We start from the raw sequence: 18689 nt of genomic DNA on the forward strand, positions 1-18689 counted from the left end.
AAGATGGAAACATTACAAATCGATTTTCAAAAAACGGCATTGGTCATGATTGACTTACAAAAAGGCATTGTCCAGCTACCAGGTGGCCAAGCGATTGTGGACAAGTCGCGCAAGCTGGTGGAGCTATTCCGCCAAAAGCAAGGATTTTTGGCTTTCGTACGAGTCGCATTTCATGACGGTCAAGATGCGTTGAAGCCGTCGACAGACCAGCCAGCACCGACAATGAAACGATCTGAGGATTGGGCAGATCTGGTACCAGAGCTCGGTGTGACAGACAAAGATTACGTGGTGACAAAACGTCAGTGGGGCGCTTTTTTCGGGACAGATCTCGATCTGCAGCTGCGCCGCAGAGGAATCGATACGATCGTGCTGTGTGGTATCGCTACGAATATCGGCGTGGAAATGACGGCACGTGAAGCGTTCCAGCTCGGCTACAATCAAATTTTCATTACTGATGCGATGATGGCGATGAGTGGAGAAGAGCATGATGCGACCTGCCGCTACATTTTCCCGCGAATCGGCAAAGTGCGGACGACAGAAGCGGTTTTAGCTGAAGTGTCCCATGGCTGAACCGAAAAATTGCAGTGCCTGGTTTTTCCTTGCGGTTGGATCGGGGGCCATGCTCAACCCGTTGCGATTGCTTGACGAAAAAAATTCAGGTTGTAGGGGGAAGTAAGCTGAAGATAGGGGTTTTATCCGACACGCATCTGCCGAAAAAAGCAAAAGCCCTGCCGGCGTCGTTGCTGTGTGGGCTTTTTGGTGTGGATCTAATTTTGTACGCAGGTGATTGATCTAATCTCGATGCCAATGAAGCGCTGCAAAACATCGCGCCGGTGAAAGGCGTGTGCGGCAGAAGCAGCTATTTTTTTCCTACGGTTTGCTTACGCTAAGCAAGATGATTCATCTGGAGCATCGCTTTTTCACATGGCATATATTCTCGAACGATAAAAAAGCCGATTGCCTTTTTGCGAGGGATCGGCTTTTATCATGCGCAGAAAAGAGCTACTTGTTTTCCGTCTTGTATTGATCGATACCTTTTTTGAACAATTCGAGCAAAACGTCGTGCTGGGTTTTGTGATGAAAATGCTGCTTGATCTGCTCCAGCTCGGCAACAAGCTCGGAGTCTAAGTGCAAGTTGACGGTCTTGCCTTTGTCTTTGGGAAAAATCTCGTAGCCTTTGCCTCTTTCCTTGAGCTGGCCTTCCACTGAAATATCCGGCGAGAGCATCTCGCGGTCAGGCAAATAAATGTGTTCGCCCTCAATCTCGATTAGCACTAAGTCCTCGCTAAACGATATGTGAAGCGGATAACCCAGCTCGCGATTCACATCGCGGATGAGCCGGCCTTTCTCTTGATTGCACGCGTTGTTTTCCAAGGTGATTTTGACTTTCATGATCCACTCAAACTCCTTCCGAAAGCCAGGTAATCTGTTTTTCTTCGACATTTTGCCGCACCTGGCCGGTGTCTTCCAGTTGAATCGTATACGTAAACTGATCGCCATGAAGCTGAGAGTTGATGACGATGCCGCTAGCTGCTGTACCGTCTACTAGGCTTACACGATCGAGCACATCGAAGGTGGGCTTGAGATAGCCTTTTTCATAGAGGAAAGCGTAGACATATTTTTTTTGATATAAAAAACGCTTTTTTCCTTGCTTTGATCGCAACGCCCAAAAAAGCACCTTCTCATCGACCACTTCCCCTAACAGTCCGTCATCCGACCAGCGCTTGATCATAGACATGTTGCTCTGCTTGCCGGTACGTTCATAGATCAAATCGATGATCTCCTTGGACGAAATGTAGCGCTTTCGTTCCACCTCTTGCTTAAGCAATTCCTCGCGTTCGCGATACAAATGAGCGAGTCGGTCCTGGCATTCTTGTATTTTGCTTTCCAATGCGGCAATCTCCGCTTGTAGCTCTTCTTTTTTCACTGCGATCCCTTCTCTTTTTCCATATCATCCAAAGATATTCGCGCTTGTTTTTATTCATTATAGCAGAAAGTGCGCGTAAGTCCTATGAAACAGGCGAAAACAGGCGATTGATGACATCCTCTCTTGAAAATGTAAGCGCAGTGCAATCGTTTGATGAGTTTTTTGTTAAAAATGAAAATATAAAAAATGAAATCAAAAATGTTGACATCGTAATTTTGATCACATACATTTAATATACAGAATTGCAAAAATATTTAGCAAGCATTTTTGAGGAGGGGGCAGAGGATGAACACAATTTCTGGTGCATTCATTTCCGTCGAGGATATCAAGCGGAATTTTGCTGAGGCAAAGCCTGATCTGAAACCAAAGGAAGCGGTGGATGAGTCCAATCGATGTCTATATTGCTATGACGCACCTTGTATTAAGGCGTGTCCAACCAGTATCAACATCCCGTCCTTCATCAAAAAAATCGCTTCGGGCAACTTGAAAGGGGCAGCCCGCGTCATCCTTGAGTCCAACCCGATCGGGGCGACGTGCTCGCGGGTCTGCCCGACGGAAGAGCTGTGTGAAGGCGCTTGCGTGCTCAATGACGCGTCTGCGCCAATCTTGATCGGCGATTTGCAGCGCCATGCAACGAACTGGGCGATTAAAAATAATCCCGTGCTGTTCACAGCCGGAGAGCCAAACGGCAAAAAGGTCGCCATCATTGGCGGCGGACCGGCAGGGCTGTCAGCGGCAAGGGAACTTGCGCGGCTGGGCTTTGCCGTCACCGTGTTCGAAGCGAAGGAAAAAGCCGGCGGGCTAGACACATACGGTATCGTCTCGTTCCGTCTGCCACAGGAAGTTTCCCTCTGGGAAGTAGAGCAAATCAAGGGGCTCGGTGTCGACATCCGTACGAACGTTATGGTTGGACGCGATATTCAGCCACAAGAGCTTATCGATTCCTATGATGCCGTCGTGCTTGCGGTTGGAATGTCATCGGTGCCGATGCTCGGGATTGAGGGGGAAGCGCTTACAGGTGTTTATGATGCGATCCAGTTTGTAGAGGACACCAAGACACGTCCGCTCGACACATCGTTTGTCGGCAAGAACGTCGCCGTGATCGGTGCTGGCAATACCGCGATCGATGCTGCGACCTGTTCCGTCCGGCTCGGTGCTGCCAATGTGAAAATGGTGTACCGCCGCACGGAGGCGGAAATGACGGCGTATGAGTTCGAATATGAATTCGCCAAGCAGGATGGAGTGGAGTTCCGCTGGCTTACTCAACCGATCCGGATCATCGGTGACGAAAACGGCAATGTTGCTCAGCTCGAATGCATCCGCATGGCACTGGGCGAGCCGGATGTATCGGGCCGCCGCCGTCCAGAACCAGTGGAAGGATCGGAATTTACAATGGACGTGGACGCGGTGATCAAGGCCATCGGGCAAACACGTCACCATTCGCTGATCGAGGCGTTCGGCCTGTCACATAAAAATGGGGTGGTCACGATCGACCAAAAAACACACCAGACCTCGAATGCGAAAATTTTTGCCGCAGGCGACGTGATTTTCGGCGGCGGACAGGGCGAAGCGATGGTTGTCAGTGCAGCAGAGCAGGGCAAGCAAGCGGCTTATGCCATCTATGAGCATTTGATCAAAGTCGAAAGCGAGAGCGCGTAATGTAATCGGAGGGCATTCACAAAGGAGGAGTTATCATGGCTGATTTACGCATCAATCTGGCAGGAATTCAATCGCCCAATCCGTTCTGGCTTGCATCGGCGCCGCCGACGAACTCTGGCTACCAGGTGCAGCGCGCGTTTGAGGCTGGCTGGGGTGGAGCTGTCTGGAAAACGCTAGGTGATCCGATTATTAACGTCTCCTCGCGTTTTGCTGGTCTCACGTTCAATGGCCAGCGGGTGGCAGGCTTCAACAACATCGAGCTGATTACCGACCGACCGCTGGAAGTCAATTTAAAGGAAATTCTCGAAACGAAAAAACGCTTCCCGAACCATACGATCATCGCCTCGCTGATGGTAGAGCCCAAGCAGGAAAAATGGCATGAGATCGTCAAGAGGGTGGAAGATGTTGGCGTCGACGGACTGGAGCTCAATTTCGGCTGTCCGCACGGGATGGCGGAGCGCGGCATGGGTTCCGCATCCGGTCAAGTACCGGCGCTGGTAGAAAAGCAAACCTACTGGGCAAAGGAAGCAGCCAAAACACCGGTCATCGTCAAGCTTACGCCGAACATTACGGATATTACGGCGACGGCCTACGCGGCGGTTCAGGGCGGGGCCGACGCGATCAGTATGATCAACACGATCAACAGCTTGATGGGAGTCGATCTGGATACGTGGAACACCGTACCGCACGTGGCAGGCAAAGGGGCGCATGGCGGTTATTGCGGTCCGGCGGTCAAGCCGATCGCGCTCAACATGGTCGCCGAATGCGCGCGCCATCCGGAAATCAACGTGCCGATCTCCGGTATCGGCGGTATCTCTAATTGGAGGGATGCGGCGGAATTTTTGCTCATGGGAGCGACGGGTGTACAAGTGTGCACCGCTGCGATGCATCATGGGTTCAGCATCGTAGAAGACATGATCGACGGACTGAACAACTACCTTGACGAAAAAGGCATTGCCTCTGTCATGGAGCTGGTCGGCAAATCCGTCAGCCGCTATTCCAATTGGGGCGATCTCGATCTCAACTACAAGGCTGTCGCCCGCATTAACCGCGACACCTGTATCAACTGCAACAAATGCCACATCGCTTGTGAAGATACGTCCCACCAATGCATCGAGCGGCACACCGATGAAAAAGGGGCCTATCTGAAAGTGCGCGAAGAAGATTGTGTCGGTTGCAACCTGTGCTCGATCGTATGCCCGGTTGATGGTGCCATCGATATGGTGGAGGTATACAGCGAGCAGCCAATGACTTGGAATGAGCGCCAAAAAGCGATTTCAGCAGTGAAATGTGATTTGGAAACAGTCTAGCGAAAGCCAAAGGAGGCGTCCCCTGTGAAAAAACTCATTACGAACGGAACCATCGTCACCGCTGCCGATACGTATCAGGCAGATGTAAGCATCGAAAATGGCGTGATCACCGCGATCGGCCGGCAGCTGCCGGTTGATGGTGCAGAAGTCATCGATGCGAAAGGCTGCTATCTCCTTCCAGGGGGCATCGATCCTCATACGCATCTGGATATGCCGTTTGGAGGCACTGTCACCGATGATGATTTCCAAACCGGCACGATTGCAGCGGCATTCGGTGGTACGACGACGATCATCGATTTTTGCCTCACGAATAAAGGTGAACCGCTGCAAAACGCGATTCAGACTTGGCATGCCAAATCGGAAGGAAAAGCGGTGATCGATTACGGCTTCCATCTGATGATCGGGGAAATTAACAACAGCGTGCTGGAAGAGCTGCCGGAAGTGATCGAAAACGAAGGGATCACGTCGTTCAAAGTGTTCATGGCGTACAAAAATGTCTTCCAGGCGGAGGATGCTGTCTTGTTCCGTACGTTGAAAACGGCGAAGGAACAAGGTGCGTTGGTCATGGTCCACGCGGAAAACGGAGATGTGATCGATTTATTGGTGCAGGAAGCGCTCCAAAACGGCAACACCGATCCGATCTACCATGCGCTCACCCGACCGCCTGAGGCGGAGGCGGAAGCGACCGGCCGTGCGGCACTCTTGACGGCATTGGCAGACTCACAGCTCTATGTCGTGCACGTATCCTGCGCGGATGCTGCGGCCAAAATTGCCGAAGCCCGGCAAAAAGGGTACCGGGTTTGGGGCGAAACATGCCCGCAATATCTCGTGCTTGACCAAACGTACCTGGAAAAGCCGGAATTTGAAGGAGCCAAATACGTCTGGTCGCCGCCGCTTCGCGAAAAGTGGAACCAGCAAGAGCTGTGGAACGCATTGAAAAGCGGTCAGCTGCAGACGCTCGGCTCCGACCATTGTGCCTTCAATTTTGTGGGCAAAAAAGAGCTTGGGCGCGGCGACTTTTCCAAGATCCCGAATGGCGGGCCGATTATCGAGGACCGTTTGCCGATTTTGTTCTCGGAAGGCGTGAAAAAAGGGCGTATTACGTTAAACCAGTTCGTCGAAATCGTTTCGACCCGCAGCGCCAAACTATTTGGACTCTTCCCGCAAAAAGGGACGATCGCAATCGGTTCAGATGCTGACATCGTCATCTTTGATCCAAATCAGCAACGGACGATCTCGGCCAAGACGCACCACATGAACGTCGACTACAACCCGTTTGAAGGCATGAATATAACAGGCGCGCCCATCTCCGTTCTTTCGCGCGGCGAATTCGTCATCCGCGAGCAGCAATTCGTGGGAACGCCAGGCAACGGTCACTACTTGAAACGGAAGCGCTACAACCACGAAAACGCGTAAACACACGATCGAACAGGAGGATGTGACATGGTAAGCAAAGTGAAAATCGGTTTGATCCAAGCGTCACACGATACGAGCGGTGATGAGCCGTGCCAGGCACATATCGATAACGCGATCGAAAAACACCTGAGCCTGATCGCCGAAGCTGCTGCCAAGGGAGCAAAGATTGTCTGCCTGCAAGAAGTGTTTACAACGCCGTACTTTTGCGCCGAGCAAAATCCGAAGTGGTACGCGACCGCGGAAGCCATTCCGGAAGGTCCGACGACCCAGCTGTTCAAGGAAGTCGCGAAGCAGCACGGAATCGTACTGGTTCTGCCGATCTACGAAAAAGCGGCGGAAGGCGTCTATTACAATACCGCAGCTGTCATCGATGCGGACGGGACCTATCTGGGCAAATACCGCAAAAACCATATTCCGCACGTGCAGGCAGGCCCGAATCCGCAGCACGGCTTCTGGGAGAAATATTATTTCAAGCCGGGCAATCTCGGCTACCCCGTCTTCAAGACGATTTACGGTACGATCGGGGTCTACATCTGCTACGACCGCCATTTTCCAGAGGGCGCGCGCCTGTTAGGGCTTGCAGGTGCGGAGATCGTGTTCAATCCGTCCGCCACCATCGCAGGCTTGTCCGAATATTTGTGGAAGCTGGAGCAGCCGGCTCATGCGGTCGCGAACGGCTACTACCTCGGCGCGATTAATCGTGTCGGGTATGAAGGGCCGTGGAATTTCGGAGAGTTTTATGGTCAGTCCTATTTGGTCGATCCGCGCGGCAACTTTGCAGCGATGGGCTCGCGCAACGAATCGGAAGTGGTCATCGGTGAAATGGACCGCAATCTCATCGCAGAAGTGCGGGACCAATGGCAGTTTTACCGGGACCGCCGCCCTGAAACCTATGAGAAGATGGTTCAGCTGCTGCCGTAAAAAGGGGGAATGCGCATGTCAGCATATCAAGAATATGTGGAAGAAAAAGAACGGATCGATGATTTGGTCGCGCTGGGCTATAAAATCACCAAAGTGATGGAAAATTTGAGCGGTGCCGTGGTCGAGTTTGAACACCCGAACCCGCCGTCCCATCTCGACAAAACGAAGCAGCTGCATATCTTGACCGCAGATGCGCGCAAATATTTCGGAACTGTGCTCATTTTGCAGCAAAAGAGCGTTTCTTGACGAACAGTTTCCCATCGCAAGACAAAGTGAAAGCAGGCAGCGATCATGCTGTCTGTTTTTTGTATTTGAAATTTCTGATAAATTTTAAGATAATATGGATAATTCAAGCAGATCATCACAAACATTGAGACAACCTGACAATTTGAAAAAGGATGGGATGGACGTGATGAGTACCGTGTACCGGGGAATCGCCTTCAACGAGGCGCTGCACGTGGTGAACAAGCAACAATATGAACGGGAGGAGCGGAGGTATTTTCTGGACGGCGTTGTAGCGAAGGCGGTTTTTGGCGAAGGCATCTACCTTGTCCATGATACAGATATGGCGGCGCAGTACGCGTTTTGCCACGCGGAGACCGAGAACGATTTTGCGGCGGTGATCAGCCAGCAGCTGACGCTGGACAATCCGATGATCCTGCACCGCGACTACAACGAAGCGGACCTGCGCAAAGATGCCTTGGAATGGAAATACCCGGATGGCAATCTCCCGGACAACATGTGGCAAACCGAACCGATGCTTCGTGTGGAAAAAACAGGAGCGATCATGCGCGAGTATTTGCTTCATATGAAGTATGACGGAATCAAATATCACGTGAACAACGAGTTCATCTATTACATATCGTATTTTCCCTGTACACAGATCAGCGATATTCGGATCGACTTCATCTTTGACATCCATGACTTGAAAAATGCAAGCGTACAAGTGCTGCGGGAGCGCTATAAGCTAAAAAACCAGTACCTATAACAGTAAACTCTCTATGCCGGTCAACGGTTGGAGAGTTTTTTTATCTTCGCACACGAGAGGTGAGCCTTCAAATGGCAACGAAACGAATGAAATATCGTTTGAATTTAATTAAATAAAAATGAAATATTCCTATGTTGAACAATATAAATATTTATTTTGATATTAATAACATACAACGCAAATTATCATTGCAATAGAAGAATATAACGTTATAATGGGAATAAATGAAATAATCTGAAAATACAGAATGGAGGGGCCGGGTATGGTTATGCAAGATGTACCCCTAGACAGATGCGAAAATTGCCAAGGAATCGATTTTAGCATCACGGATTACAAAGATATGCACTCCTCTCAAAAAGTCATTCATTGTACAACGTGCGGCTACATTTATTGGGAAGACTCCACGGTTCGTTCCTCATGATAGCATATGTTCTACAGTGGCTCTGCCATAAGGCATGGCGTAGCCAGGTTTTCTAATTTCGAAAGGGGGAATGTGTGCAGCGACCATTAGTATCGCTGGTTAACCGTCTGGGGAACATGCTGTGCCATTGAAAAACGAATCGGCAAGGAGTTGAGAACCGATGAAGTATCAGCTGGAGGAAAACGGAATCGTAACCTTAACGGATCATGGAACCGATGTTTCCAAAGAATCGCCGCTATGGAATGAAGATTTGCGTCCAACCACAAAAGAGGAGCATAGTTGGACCGGCTACAACTATGCCAGCTTGTGGATCGGGATGTGTATCTGTCTGCCTGCCTACTCGATGGCCGCTGGGTTGATTTCGCTTGGAATGAACTGGTGGCAAGCGGTGGGCACGATCATTTTGGGGAACTGTATCGTCCTTATCCCTATTTTGCTTAATTCACATGCAGGCACCAAGTTCGGCATCCCGTATCCGGTATATGCTCGCATCTGGTTTGGCTCCAAGGGAACGCATATCCCGTCAATCGCGCGCGCGGTCATCGGTGCAGGCTGGTTCGGGATCAACTGTTGGTTTGGTGGTGCTTCCATCGATACGCTTCTGATGGCGATGACGGGCTGGGGGAACGTGCCAGGCCATTTGCCAATCGCGTTTATCGCCTTCTGGGCATTGAACGTCTGGATCGCCTATCGCGGGCCGGAAGCAATCAAACGCATGGAATTTTGGGCTGCTCCGGCACTGATCGTGATGAGCCTGGCGCTCCTCGTCTGGGCGCTCACAGCCGCAGGCGGATGGGGTCCCATGCTGTCGGCTCCGTCGAAATTCACAACCACAGGAGAGTTTCTGAAAATCTTCTTCCCTGCGTTAACCGGTGCGATCGCCTTTTGGTCCACACTTGCATTGAACATCCCCGATTTTTGCCGGTATGCGAAAAGCCAAAAAGCGCAAATCGTCGGTCAATCTGTCTCCCTTCCTTCCACAATGGGTCTGTTCTCCTTCATTGGGGTAGCCGTCGCGTCCGCGACCGTCGTCGTATACGGAGAAGCGATCTGGGACCCTGCTGCCTTGCTTGCCAAATTCAGTCCGTTTGCCATTTTGCTTGGAACATTAGGTATCGTGCTGGCCACCTTGACGACGAACGTCGCGGCAAATATCGTGGCACCTGCCCGTGCAATCGAAAACCTCGCGCCACGCAAGCTGTCGTTTGGTGCTGGTGCGATCATCACCGGTCTTTTCGCTCTCCTGATGCAGCCGTGGTACATTTTAGAAAATTTCTCGAACTACATTTTCCTGTGGCTCGGCTATTATGCCGCGCTGCTTGGTCCAATCGATGGCATCGCGATCGCGGATTATTGGCTCGTGCGTAAACGCCGCCTCCATTTGGTCGAGCTGTACAAAACGGACGGGATTTACAGCTATGCGGGAGGCTATAACAAACACGCGATCTGGTCCCTCGTTGCAGGTGTCGTCTTTCTCTTTATCTGCAAATGGACGCCGGGCCTCGGCATCATTTGGGATAATGCGTGGTTCATCGGCCTGTTAATATCCGGCCTACTTTATTGGGCGTTGATGAAAGAAGATGCGAGCCTGATTTCGGCCGAACAGTACGATTCGATTACGCTAAAAGGCGGCGCGAGAAAAGGGCAGTCGTTTGAACACATAAGTTAATGATCAGAAGTGGAGGTATCTCGGTAAAGTGGGATACCTCTTTCGTTTGCTCCATTACCGTTGAAGCGGTTGTTGTAGATGCCTTTGAAACATGCTAGAATCGGCACATTCATTGGAAAGAAACGGGAGAATGGGGGGCTTGTCAGACAATGGATACACCAAAATTGAGGGATCGGCGCTCTTCACGAATCTTGCTCACGGTCGTTACGGCGATTGCAGCGGGGGCGATATTCAACCTGCTTCATGCTCCGATTCCGTGGCTTTTGGGACCGATGCTTGCCGTATTGATCGGCTCCAATGTAAGTAAGGGGCGCTATGAGTGGCCGGGTTATTTGCGAAATGCGGGGATGATCGTGGTCGGTTATACGATCGGCCAATCGCTGACTGTCGCAGCACTGCAAGGAATGTCGCAGCAATTACCGTACATGCTGCTGATGACGACTGTGCTGCTGCTCTTTTGCGCTGGCATCTCTTTGCTCATAGCAAAACTGTCGGGAACGGATTACAAGACAGCGCTTTTGGGCAGCATTCCCGGGGGATTGACACAGGTAGTGACACTGGCGGAGGAAACCGAGGGCGTCAATCTCACCGTTGTGACCGTGACACAAGTCATCCGCTTGATGATCATCATCATTTGCGTGCCTTTGATTGTCTTCCATACACCGTTTGGCCAAGAGGGCGGGGTTGTGGCACATGAGGCGGCCAAGCAGCAGGCTGCGGCAGGGAGTGGTATCGAGTGGCTTTTGTTTCCAATCGTTTGCATCGTCAGCGCGATCGTTGCGAACAAAATCAAGTTTCCGACCGCTTATTTGCTCGGTCCAGCATTCGGGACGGCAGCGGTGCAAATGTTTTCGCTGCAAGGACCGTCACTTCCGCCATTTGCGGTTGATGCTGCGCAGCTTTTGATCGGTACATACGTCGGATTGCTTTTGAAGCCGGACATGCTCGCGCACAAGGCGCGCACGCTCGGTTTGGCAGTTGGCAACGGGCTTCTGCTGGTATTCGGTGCATGGGGGTTGAGCATATTGTTGACCAAGCTGCAACCTGTGTCCGGTGCGACGGCTTTGCTGGGTTTGGCGCCAGGCGGGATGGATCAGATGGGCATCATCGCGCATGAGATCCATGCGGATTTACCACTAGTTGCCGGTTATCAATTATTCCGAACTTTTTTTATTTTATTCATCGTGCCTCCGCTTTTGCGGCTGTTGTTCCAGCTTGTCGCTAGAAAGGCGAAACAGACCGACTGAACCGTCGATCAATTACGGGGATAATCAGCAGAACGGAATCTCACAATAAGTAAAAAGAATGGTGAAAAAGCGCTTGTTAAACAAAAGTTTGTATGATAAACTTTTGTTTGTAAGTCGAGAAGGAAGGAGGACCGAGATGGATAAAGAAAAACAAATTCTCCATTACATCCGACAAAATCCGTTTCTTTCCCAGCAAGAGCTGGCTCATTTGATCGGTATTTCACGCTCTGCGGTTGCAGGTTACATCGCGAACCTGACCAAGCGCGGCGAAATAAAAGGACGGGCCTACATTTTGCGAGAAGAGGGGCTATTAACATGCATCGGCGGCGCCAACCTCGACCGCAAAGCGCACGGCAAACAAAAGGTAAAGCTTCATTCCTCCAACCCTGTGCACATAAGCGAGTCCTGTGGCGGCGTTTCTCGTAACATCGCTGAAAATTTGGGCAGACTCGGCTTCCATTCCTCACTCATCAGCTGTGTCGGCGACGACAAAGAAGGTGCGTGGGTATTGGAAGAGACAAAAAGGCATGGTGTTGATGTGAGCCAGGTTTGGGTGCTCGCAGGCCAACAGACCGGAACCTATACCGCGTTGCTCGATATCGACGGCGAGATGGTCGTATCGCTTGCAAATATGGATATTTACGATCGCTTAACACCAGAAATGTTCGCGGATAAATGGTCGCACATCGCTGCATCCGCTGCGGTTTTTGCCGATACGAACATTCCAGCGGATTGCTTGCAATATTTGATCAAACGATGCAAAGAAGACAACATCCCGCTGTATATTGACCCGGTTTCCTCGGCAAAAGCGCAGAAACTGCCAGAGAAGCTCGATGGGGTCAAGGCGATTTTGCCAAATAAAGAAGAGGCGGAGCTTCTCGCCCAGATGAAAATCGAGTCGGAAGCAGACATCGCTGTCGCTTGCCAAAAAATACGCGAACGCGGTGTCGAGAGCGTCATCATCACATTAGGTGAGCAAGGAATTTACTACGCAACGGAAACGGAAAGCCAGCTTTTGGCACCATATCACGTAGAAGTCGTGGATGTTACAGGCGCAGGCGATGCATTCGCATCGGGCTTTCTTTTTGGCGTAACGGAAGGCGAAACGGTCGCGACAGCCTGCAAGCTGGGCTTGGCCGCTTCCGCTCTCACTCTACAGACAAACGAGTCGGTTTCCCCGCTGCTCAAATCGGAACACCTATACCAATTCATAAAGGAGAGAAATACTCATGAATAACCAATACTTGACGTTTACCGATGAAGTCCGCCACGCGCTCGACAATAATTTGCCAATCGTAGCGCTCGAAACAACGATCATCTCGCACGGCATGCCATATCCGCAAAATATCCAAATGGCGAAAGAAGTGGAGCAAATCATCCGCGACAACGGTGCTGTACCGGCAACGATCGGCTTTTTGGACGGCAAAATCAAGATCGGACTGAACGAAAGCGAGCTGGAAGAGTTCGCGACGAACAAATCGGTAGCAAAAGTGAGCCGCCGCGACCTGCCACACATTTTGGCTACTGGAAAAATCGGAGCGGCTACCGTAGCAGCAACGATGATCGGTGCTGAACTAGCGGGCATCGAAGTGTTTGCAACCGGCGGTATCGGCGGCGTGCACCGCGAAGGGGAAGTAACGTGGGACGTATCGGCTGACTTGACAGAGCTTGCCTCCACTAACGTCGCTGTTGTCTGCGCAGGCTGCAAATCGATCCTCGATATCGGCCGTACACTGGAATATTTGGAGACACATGGGGTGCCGGTTGCTGGCTATCAAACGTCTGAGTTCCCATCGTTCTTTTCCCGCGAAAGCGGTAATCCGGTTGATTTCCGTGTCGATACACCAGAAGAAGCGGCATCGATGCTGAACACAAAATGGAACCTCGGCCTCAAAGGTGGAGCAGTGATTGCCAACCCAGTTCCACAAGAAGCGGCTATGGATTTCAATGAAATTGAACAAGTAATTTTGCGTGCGCTGGATGAGGCGAAGGAAAACAACATTACGGGCAAAAACGTAACGCCGTTCCTGCTGGATAAAGTGAAACAGCTTACCGGCGGAAAATCGTTGGAAACCAACATCGCGCTGGTGAAACATAACGCAAAAGTAGCGGCGCAAATCGCAGTTGCTTTGAAAAAATAAGTCTAAATCGACACGAGGAACAAACGGGTACGGGTAAAAATCAAGAACAACGCAAGCAGCATAAAAGCAAATTGCCTATGCTGCTTGCGTTTTTTTCTGTTTTTGCACCTGTAAGCTTCCCAAACTGTTTGTCAATTCGGTAAAATAATGAGTACACGCAAGTCGTTCGCTAGTTGATCGGAAGGTGGAAGCACCACCGAGAAGGTCCGATCGTTTATGGGAGTGACTTGCGGCATCGCGCAATCATCTTGCAAAAGAAAGGGTCCTCGTCATGTCAACTTCAAATGATGCTTCAGCCTCAGGACAGGTGCTGCGGCCAAGCTTACAACCTGATGTGAAGCCAACAGTCTACAAGATTTTGCTTGCAATCAGCCTGGTCCATCTGTTCAATGACACGATTCAGGCCATCGTGCCGGCTATTCTGCCGATTTTCAAAGATTCGATGCGGCTGACCTACATGCAGTCGGGGATCATCGTGTTTGCACTGAACATGACCTCTTCTGTCATGCAGCCTGTTGTCGGGATGTTTGCTGACCGTCGTCCGACACCAATCATTTTGCCGATCGGAATGGGCTTTACTTTCCTGGGGGTGCTTGGCCTCGCACTCGCACCGAATTATTGGCTCGTGTTGCTTTCCGTGCTTCTGATCGGCCTAGGTTCTGCCGTATTTCATCCGGAGGCATCGCGTGTGGCCAACATGGCAGCAGGGTCGCGCCGCGGTTTAGCACAGTCGATTTTCCAGGTCGGCGGCAACTCCGGCCAATCGCTCGCTTCCGTTATGACCGCATTGGTTTTCGCACCGCTCGGTCAAATCGGCGCGATCTGGTTCACACTTGTTGCGGCTTTTGGTATTTTCGTGCAAGGGCGAATTGCCAAATGGTACGGCAATTATTTGCGCACAAACGAGCTTGCACGGAAGAAAAATGCCGCAAGAACCATCAGCCCGGAGCGCAAAAAGAAGATCACCTTCGCGATTTACATGCTCATTTTTCTCGTTTTCGCGCGTTCTTGGTACCAGTCCGGCATCACGATCTACTATCCGTTTTACTTGATGGATAAGTTCGGGATCAGCCTCGACAAAGCGCAAATGTACATTTTCCTCTATGCGGCCGCTGGTGCGGTAGGAACGTTTATGGGTGGACCGCTGTCTGATAAGTTCGGCCGCCGCAACCTGCTGATGTTCTCGCTGCTTGGTACGGCACCGCTTGCGCTGATTTTGCCATATGCCAATGCGTTCTGGGCATTCGTCATCCTGTTGTTCAACGGCTTCATCCTGCTGTCGAGCTTTTCCGTGACCGTCGTGTACGCCCAAGATTTGATACCGGGAAAAGTTGGAACAGTATCGGGTCTGGTCACCGGCCTCGCTTTCGGCTTAGGTGCGCTTGGCGCAGTTGGGTTGGGCGGTTTGATCGACAAATTTGATCTTGGCTTCGTCATGCAAGCCGTAAGCTTTTTGCCTCTGTTGGGCGTATTGACGCTTTTACTCCCATCGGATAAAACATTGAAAGCTTGGGCAGATGGCCAGTAATCAAACCAAAATCGTGTGAAGCACGCTGCTGGTGCAGCGTGTTTTTTTTCTTAGAACATGCTCGTCCATGTTTAATGGGTAGGGGGGAGATCAAATGGAAAAAAGAGTGTGCATCATCCCGTGCGGTGCAAAAAAAATATGGGACATTGTGCCGGAAGCAGGACCGACGATGGCTAAAGATACATACCACAGCACGTTTCATCAGGCTTGCCAGTCGTATGCCAGCGCTTTTTTTGCTGATTGGCTGATATTGTCGGCCAAGCATGGATTCCTTGCAGCCGATGATTGGGTCGTGGCGAACTATGATTGTGCGTTTGGAACCGATGATCCGGCGATCATCGGTGTGGAGGCGCTGCGTGAAAGCGCCGCTGCCAAACAGTTGGAACAGTATGGAACGATCGTCTTGCTTGGCGGCAAAAAGTTTGTTCCGGTGCTGCAGCCACTGTTAGGCGATGGCCAGCTGATCGAACGGCCGCTAGCAAAGTGCCGGGGGATCGGCACGATGGTGCAGGCGTTGAAGCGTGCGGTCGAGGAAAATCAAGAGCTCAATCTTCGGATGATTTGACCTATTGACGAAATGAACTGTATCCGATATGATTACAGTATCCTTCTTGAGGAGGAAGTTGGTTCCGTGAACAGTGAATTTACAATCGCCGTGCACAGTTTGGTGTTTCTGGCGTATTTGCCTGATAAGATGGCGAGCAGTGAGCTAATTGCCAAAAACGTTTCTACCCATCCGGCGCGAATCCGCAAGATCATGAGCTGCTTGCGCAAAAGCGGTTTTGTCAAAACGAAGGAAGGCATTGGGGGCGGTTATATCCTCAATTGCAATCCGGAGGAAGTAACATTGTCCCAGCTCTATCGCTGTGTTTCCTGCGGTACGTTAAAACCGCACTGGTGTACTGGAGATCCTGACCAGGAGTGCCTGGTGTCATCAAACATTCAAGGTGTGATGGATCACATCTTCACTGAAGCTGAAATCTACTTTGAGAATTATCTTAATCAAATTACGATCAGCTCGGTACTCGAAAAGATCAAAGGGTGCAAGGGGAGTAACTGACATCGCTCTACCTGAGAAAAACGAAGCAAAGGCTCCGTCATCATCTGTGACGCAGCCACATTTTTACCCTTACTGTAATATTATTAATTACAAATCGAAGAATGTAGGAAATCGGGCGAAAGGAAAACAGACGCTTTTTTTAACAGTCAAACTGTAATTTTAATCATAACATTTAAAATTAGGGGTGAAACGTGATGACGATGCAAAACCATTTACAGCTTAGCGTGGGTGATTGGGTCAAGGCAAAGGCGAAAAGCGGTGAATTGTTGCATGGCTTTATCGAATCGGTTGATTTGATGCAAGGGATTGCCAAAGTGTATGTGGTCGACAGTGATCTTGAAGATTCGGTAGGACGGTCGATCGAGTTGTACACGCATAGTGTCGAAAAGTATTCGGCGACCGTGATCGAGACGGAGGAACAAATTCTCGATGCCATCGATCTGGCGCTGATGACGCGTGATGAGGCGTGGTTTCGCGATCTGTACGCCGACCTGACCATCGTAAGGCAAAGATCGGCAGATATAGAGAAGAAACGAAGCGCTACGCTGCGGACCAGAAATCGGCTGCGTCCATCGGATATGCCCTCATAAAGAAGGCTTGGCATAGATAAGAAAAACCCGAATACGATAATGGGAGGAAACAAACATGGCAATTGCTGAAGTGAATGACAATACGTTTCAAGACGAGATCGCGAATGGAACGGTTCTGGTTGATTTTTGGGCGCCTTGGTGCGGACCTTGCAAAATGATCGCTCCTGTACTCGAGGAAATCGATGGAGAAATCGGTGACATGCTCAAAATCCGTAAACTGAACGTCGACCATAATCCGAATGTTACGCAACAATACGGTGTCATGAGTATCCCTACGTTAATGCTGTTCCGGGATGGGCAAGTAATTGAAACTTTCGTCGGCTACCAGCCAAAAGCGAATCTGCTCAACTTGATTAACCAGCATATCTAAGAGATGCTCCGTACTGGACTGTACCACAATCGTACAGTCCGGTACGGTTTTTTTCCATCTTGCATACATCGATAGGAAAGGAGGGAAACACATGCATAAAGCCAATACATTTCATCGCTATGTTTGCGACCGTTGCATGACCATGGCGCCTACACAGGATATCTGCCCGAAATGCGGGCATGCTCATATGCGCACGATCATCATTAATCTGCAAGACGGGCGCAGAAACGGCACAAGACAAGCAGGCTAATGCCATGCAAACGGCAGGGTGTGCAATAGCGTAGTGCCACAGAGGGGCGAAGTGTTCAACTCTCTGTTTTTTCCAAAACGGACGCGCTACAATGAAAGAAACGGTCTAACGGTCAGGAGGAAGGGTCTATGGAGCCGATCCAGAAAGATAAAGTTCAAACGATTATCGAAAGCTTTGCCAATTGCGAAGTGTTTCTTCATATCGAAACAACGGATGGCTCATATGCAGTCCTGCGTGGCGAACGCTCGATTTCGGTCGGGGCTTTCGTGCGGAATGTGCCGATCCGGTTCGAACGCGGCTCGATTGCCGGCGAGGGGCCGTATCGTGTCGGTTTGAAGCTAGCGCACGGCTGGGTCTATGCAGAAGGGTTGACGGATTGGGAAGCGGGGGAGCAAACACAGCTGCTGCTCGCCGGCCATGATCACGAAGGCCGTCTTTCTGTAGCATTCCAGCTGAGTGCTACACCATTTTCGCATGGGAAGGGGGAAGTGCAATGAAACCCCAAGTACTTGTCGTTTTTCCGCATCCGGATGATGAAACGTTCGGTTTGGGAGGCAGTCTGATTCTTCATGCAAAAGCCGGAACGCCGATCACCTATTTGTGCGGCACGCTCGGCGAAATGGGTCGTCAAATGGGCAGTCCGATCACTGCCAACCGGGAGACGCTTCCGCAAATCCGCAAGCGTGAATTGCAGGAAGCATGCCGCATGCTCGGCATTTCTGACCTCCGAATGATGGGGTATCATGACAAAATGGTTGAGTTCGAGGACAGAGCGGCACTTGTCGAGCGGATTTACCAAACAATGCTGGAGACCCACCCAACGGTTGTCTATACGTACTACCCTGGACATTGCGTGCATCCGGACCATGAAGCGATGGCGGAAGCAACCATTGAGGCAATGATGCGTTTTCCGCTGGCAGAGCGGCCAGTTCTCTATTGCCACGCATTTTCCCACAACCATCTGGAAGTACTGGGTGAGCCTGACCAGCTGGTTGACATCAGCAGTGTCGCTAACGAAAAGATGCAAGCAATCAAAGCTCACTTTACGCAGACGGCAAAAATGCTGGAAAACATAAAAAATGAGCTTGCCTCACCGAAATCGCCGATGCGCCACTGGCTTACGCAAGAGCGCTTTTATACGTATAAATGGCCAGATCAGGCCTGAAAAAAACGGCCTTCGCCTTCCAAGAAC

At 50.7% G+C, this 18689-nt stretch carries 21 protein-coding genes; 19 read left to right on the top strand and 2 right to left on the bottom strand.

Features of this window, described 5'->3' with window-relative positions; genetic code table 11:
• Nucleotides 1-3 precede the first annotated feature (3 nt).
• Nucleotides 4-570, top strand: a complete 567-nt coding sequence (locus EDM56_RS21405) for an isochorismatase family protein (RefSeq protein WP_122919948.1) — start codon at nucleotides 4-6, stop codon at nucleotides 568-570.
• A 432-nt stretch (nucleotides 571-1002) separates the two neighbouring features.
• On the opposite strand, the gene EDM56_RS21410 is transcribed toward EDM56_RS21405, so the two are convergent.
• Complete coding sequence (locus EDM56_RS21410) at nucleotides 1003-1392, bottom strand: hypothetical protein (RefSeq protein WP_122919949.1); 390 nt, start codon at nucleotides 1390-1392, stop codon at nucleotides 1003-1005.
• 7 nt (nucleotides 1393-1399) lie between these two features.
• Nucleotides 1400-1927: a hypothetical protein gene (locus EDM56_RS21415; protein ID WP_122919950.1), complete on the bottom strand. Its 528-nt coding sequence runs from the start codon at nucleotides 1925-1927 to the stop codon at nucleotides 1400-1402.
• A gap of 285 nt (nucleotides 1928-2212) precedes the next feature.
• On the opposite strand from EDM56_RS21415, the gene EDM56_RS21420 reads away from it, so the two are divergent.
• The 18 genes from EDM56_RS21420 (at nucleotide 2213) to bshB2 (ending at nucleotide 18662) form a co-directional block, all read left to right on the top strand.
• Complete coding sequence (locus EDM56_RS21420) at nucleotides 2213-3586, top strand: NAD(P)-dependent oxidoreductase (protein ID WP_122919951.1); 1374 nt, start codon at nucleotides 2213-2215, stop codon at nucleotides 3584-3586.
• A 35-nt stretch (nucleotides 3587-3621) separates the two neighbouring features.
• Complete coding sequence (gene preA / locus EDM56_RS21425) at nucleotides 3622-4896, top strand: NAD-dependent dihydropyrimidine dehydrogenase subunit PreA (protein WP_122919952.1); 1275 nt, start codon at nucleotides 3622-3624, stop codon at nucleotides 4894-4896.
• 24 nt (nucleotides 4897-4920) lie between these two features.
• Entirely contained in the window at nucleotides 4921-6312 is a 1392-nt protein-coding gene (hydA, locus tag EDM56_RS21430) for a dihydropyrimidinase (protein WP_122919953.1), read from the top strand.
• A gap of 27 nt (nucleotides 6313-6339) precedes the next feature.
• The gene (locus EDM56_RS21435) at nucleotides 6340-7233 is read left to right on the top strand and encodes a nitrilase-related carbon-nitrogen hydrolase (RefSeq protein ID WP_122919954.1); all 894 of its coding nucleotides are present in this window, start codon (nucleotides 6340-6342) and stop codon (nucleotides 7231-7233) included.
• Nucleotides 7234-7248: 15 nt separating this feature from the next.
• Nucleotides 7249-7479, top strand: coding sequence for a hypothetical protein (locus tag EDM56_RS21440; protein WP_122919955.1), 231 nt, complete (start codon nucleotides 7249-7251; stop codon nucleotides 7477-7479).
• 163 nt (nucleotides 7480-7642) lie between these two features.
• Nucleotides 7643-8221 carry a hypothetical protein gene (locus EDM56_RS21445; RefSeq protein ID WP_148040411.1) on the top strand — a complete coding sequence of 193 codons (579 nt, stop codon included), beginning with the start codon at nucleotides 7643-7645 and terminating at the stop codon, nucleotides 8219-8221.
• 581 nt (nucleotides 8222-8802) lie between these two features.
• Nucleotides 8803-10311, top strand: coding sequence for an NCS1 family nucleobase:cation symporter-1 (locus EDM56_RS21450; RefSeq protein WP_122919957.1), 1509 nt, complete (start codon nucleotides 8803-8805; stop codon nucleotides 10309-10311).
• 149 nt (nucleotides 10312-10460) lie between these two features.
• Nucleotides 10461-11558, top strand: coding sequence for an AbrB family transcriptional regulator (locus EDM56_RS21455; RefSeq protein ID WP_122919958.1), 1098 nt, complete (start codon nucleotides 10461-10463; stop codon nucleotides 11556-11558).
• A 136-nt stretch (nucleotides 11559-11694) separates the two neighbouring features.
• Nucleotides 11695-12795 carry a carbohydrate kinase gene (locus tag EDM56_RS21460; protein WP_122919959.1) on the top strand — a complete coding sequence of 367 codons (1101 nt, stop codon included), beginning with the start codon at nucleotides 11695-11697 and terminating at the stop codon, nucleotides 12793-12795.
• Nucleotides 12788-13699 (top strand): pseudouridine-5'-phosphate glycosidase, encoded by a 912-nt coding sequence (locus EDM56_RS21465; RefSeq protein WP_122919960.1) that lies wholly within the window; start codon nucleotides 12788-12790, stop codon nucleotides 13697-13699. The genes EDM56_RS21460 and EDM56_RS21465 overlap by 8 nt, the downstream gene beginning before the upstream one ends.
• A gap of 271 nt (nucleotides 13700-13970) precedes the next feature.
• On the top strand, nucleotides 13971-15227 hold the full coding sequence (locus EDM56_RS21470; protein WP_122919961.1) for an MFS transporter: 1257 nt from the start codon (nucleotides 13971-13973) through the stop codon (nucleotides 15225-15227).
• Between the two features lie 94 nt (nucleotides 15228-15321).
• Entirely contained in the window at nucleotides 15322-15792 is a 471-nt protein-coding gene (locus EDM56_RS21475; protein WP_122919962.1) for a DUF6884 domain-containing protein, read from the top strand.
• A gap of 66 nt (nucleotides 15793-15858) precedes the next feature.
• Nucleotides 15859-16287: an Rrf2 family transcriptional regulator gene (locus EDM56_RS21480; RefSeq protein ID WP_122919963.1), complete on the top strand. Its 429-nt coding sequence runs from the start codon at nucleotides 15859-15861 to the stop codon at nucleotides 16285-16287.
• A gap of 194 nt (nucleotides 16288-16481) precedes the next feature.
• Nucleotides 16482-16877 carry an IDEAL domain-containing protein gene (locus EDM56_RS21485; RefSeq protein ID WP_122919964.1) on the top strand — a complete coding sequence of 132 codons (396 nt, stop codon included), beginning with the start codon at nucleotides 16482-16484 and terminating at the stop codon, nucleotides 16875-16877.
• Nucleotides 16878-16932: 55 nt separating this feature from the next.
• Entirely contained in the window at nucleotides 16933-17247 is a 315-nt protein-coding gene (gene trxA, locus EDM56_RS21490; protein ID WP_122919965.1) for a thioredoxin, read from the top strand.
• Between the two features lie 91 nt (nucleotides 17248-17338).
• A complete protein-coding gene (locus EDM56_RS31580) occupies nucleotides 17339-17497 on the top strand; it encodes a hypothetical protein (protein WP_183192545.1) in 159 nt (52 codons plus the stop codon).
• A 128-nt stretch (nucleotides 17498-17625) separates the two neighbouring features.
• A complete protein-coding gene (locus EDM56_RS21495) occupies nucleotides 17626-17994 on the top strand; it encodes a YojF family protein (protein ID WP_122919966.1) in 369 nt (122 codons plus the stop codon).
• Nucleotides 17991-18662 carry a bacillithiol biosynthesis deacetylase BshB2 gene (gene bshB2, locus EDM56_RS21500; protein WP_122919967.1) on the top strand — a complete coding sequence of 224 codons (672 nt, stop codon included), beginning with the start codon at nucleotides 17991-17993 and terminating at the stop codon, nucleotides 18660-18662. Before EDM56_RS21495 ends, bshB2 begins: the two co-directional genes overlap by 4 nt.
• Nucleotides 18663-18689: the final 27 nt, after the last annotated feature.

This window comes from Brevibacillus fluminis (assembly GCF_003710825.1).
In the GTDB taxonomy this organism is placed as follows: domain Bacteria; phylum Bacillota; class Bacilli; order Brevibacillales; family Brevibacillaceae; genus Brevibacillus_D; species Brevibacillus_D fluminis.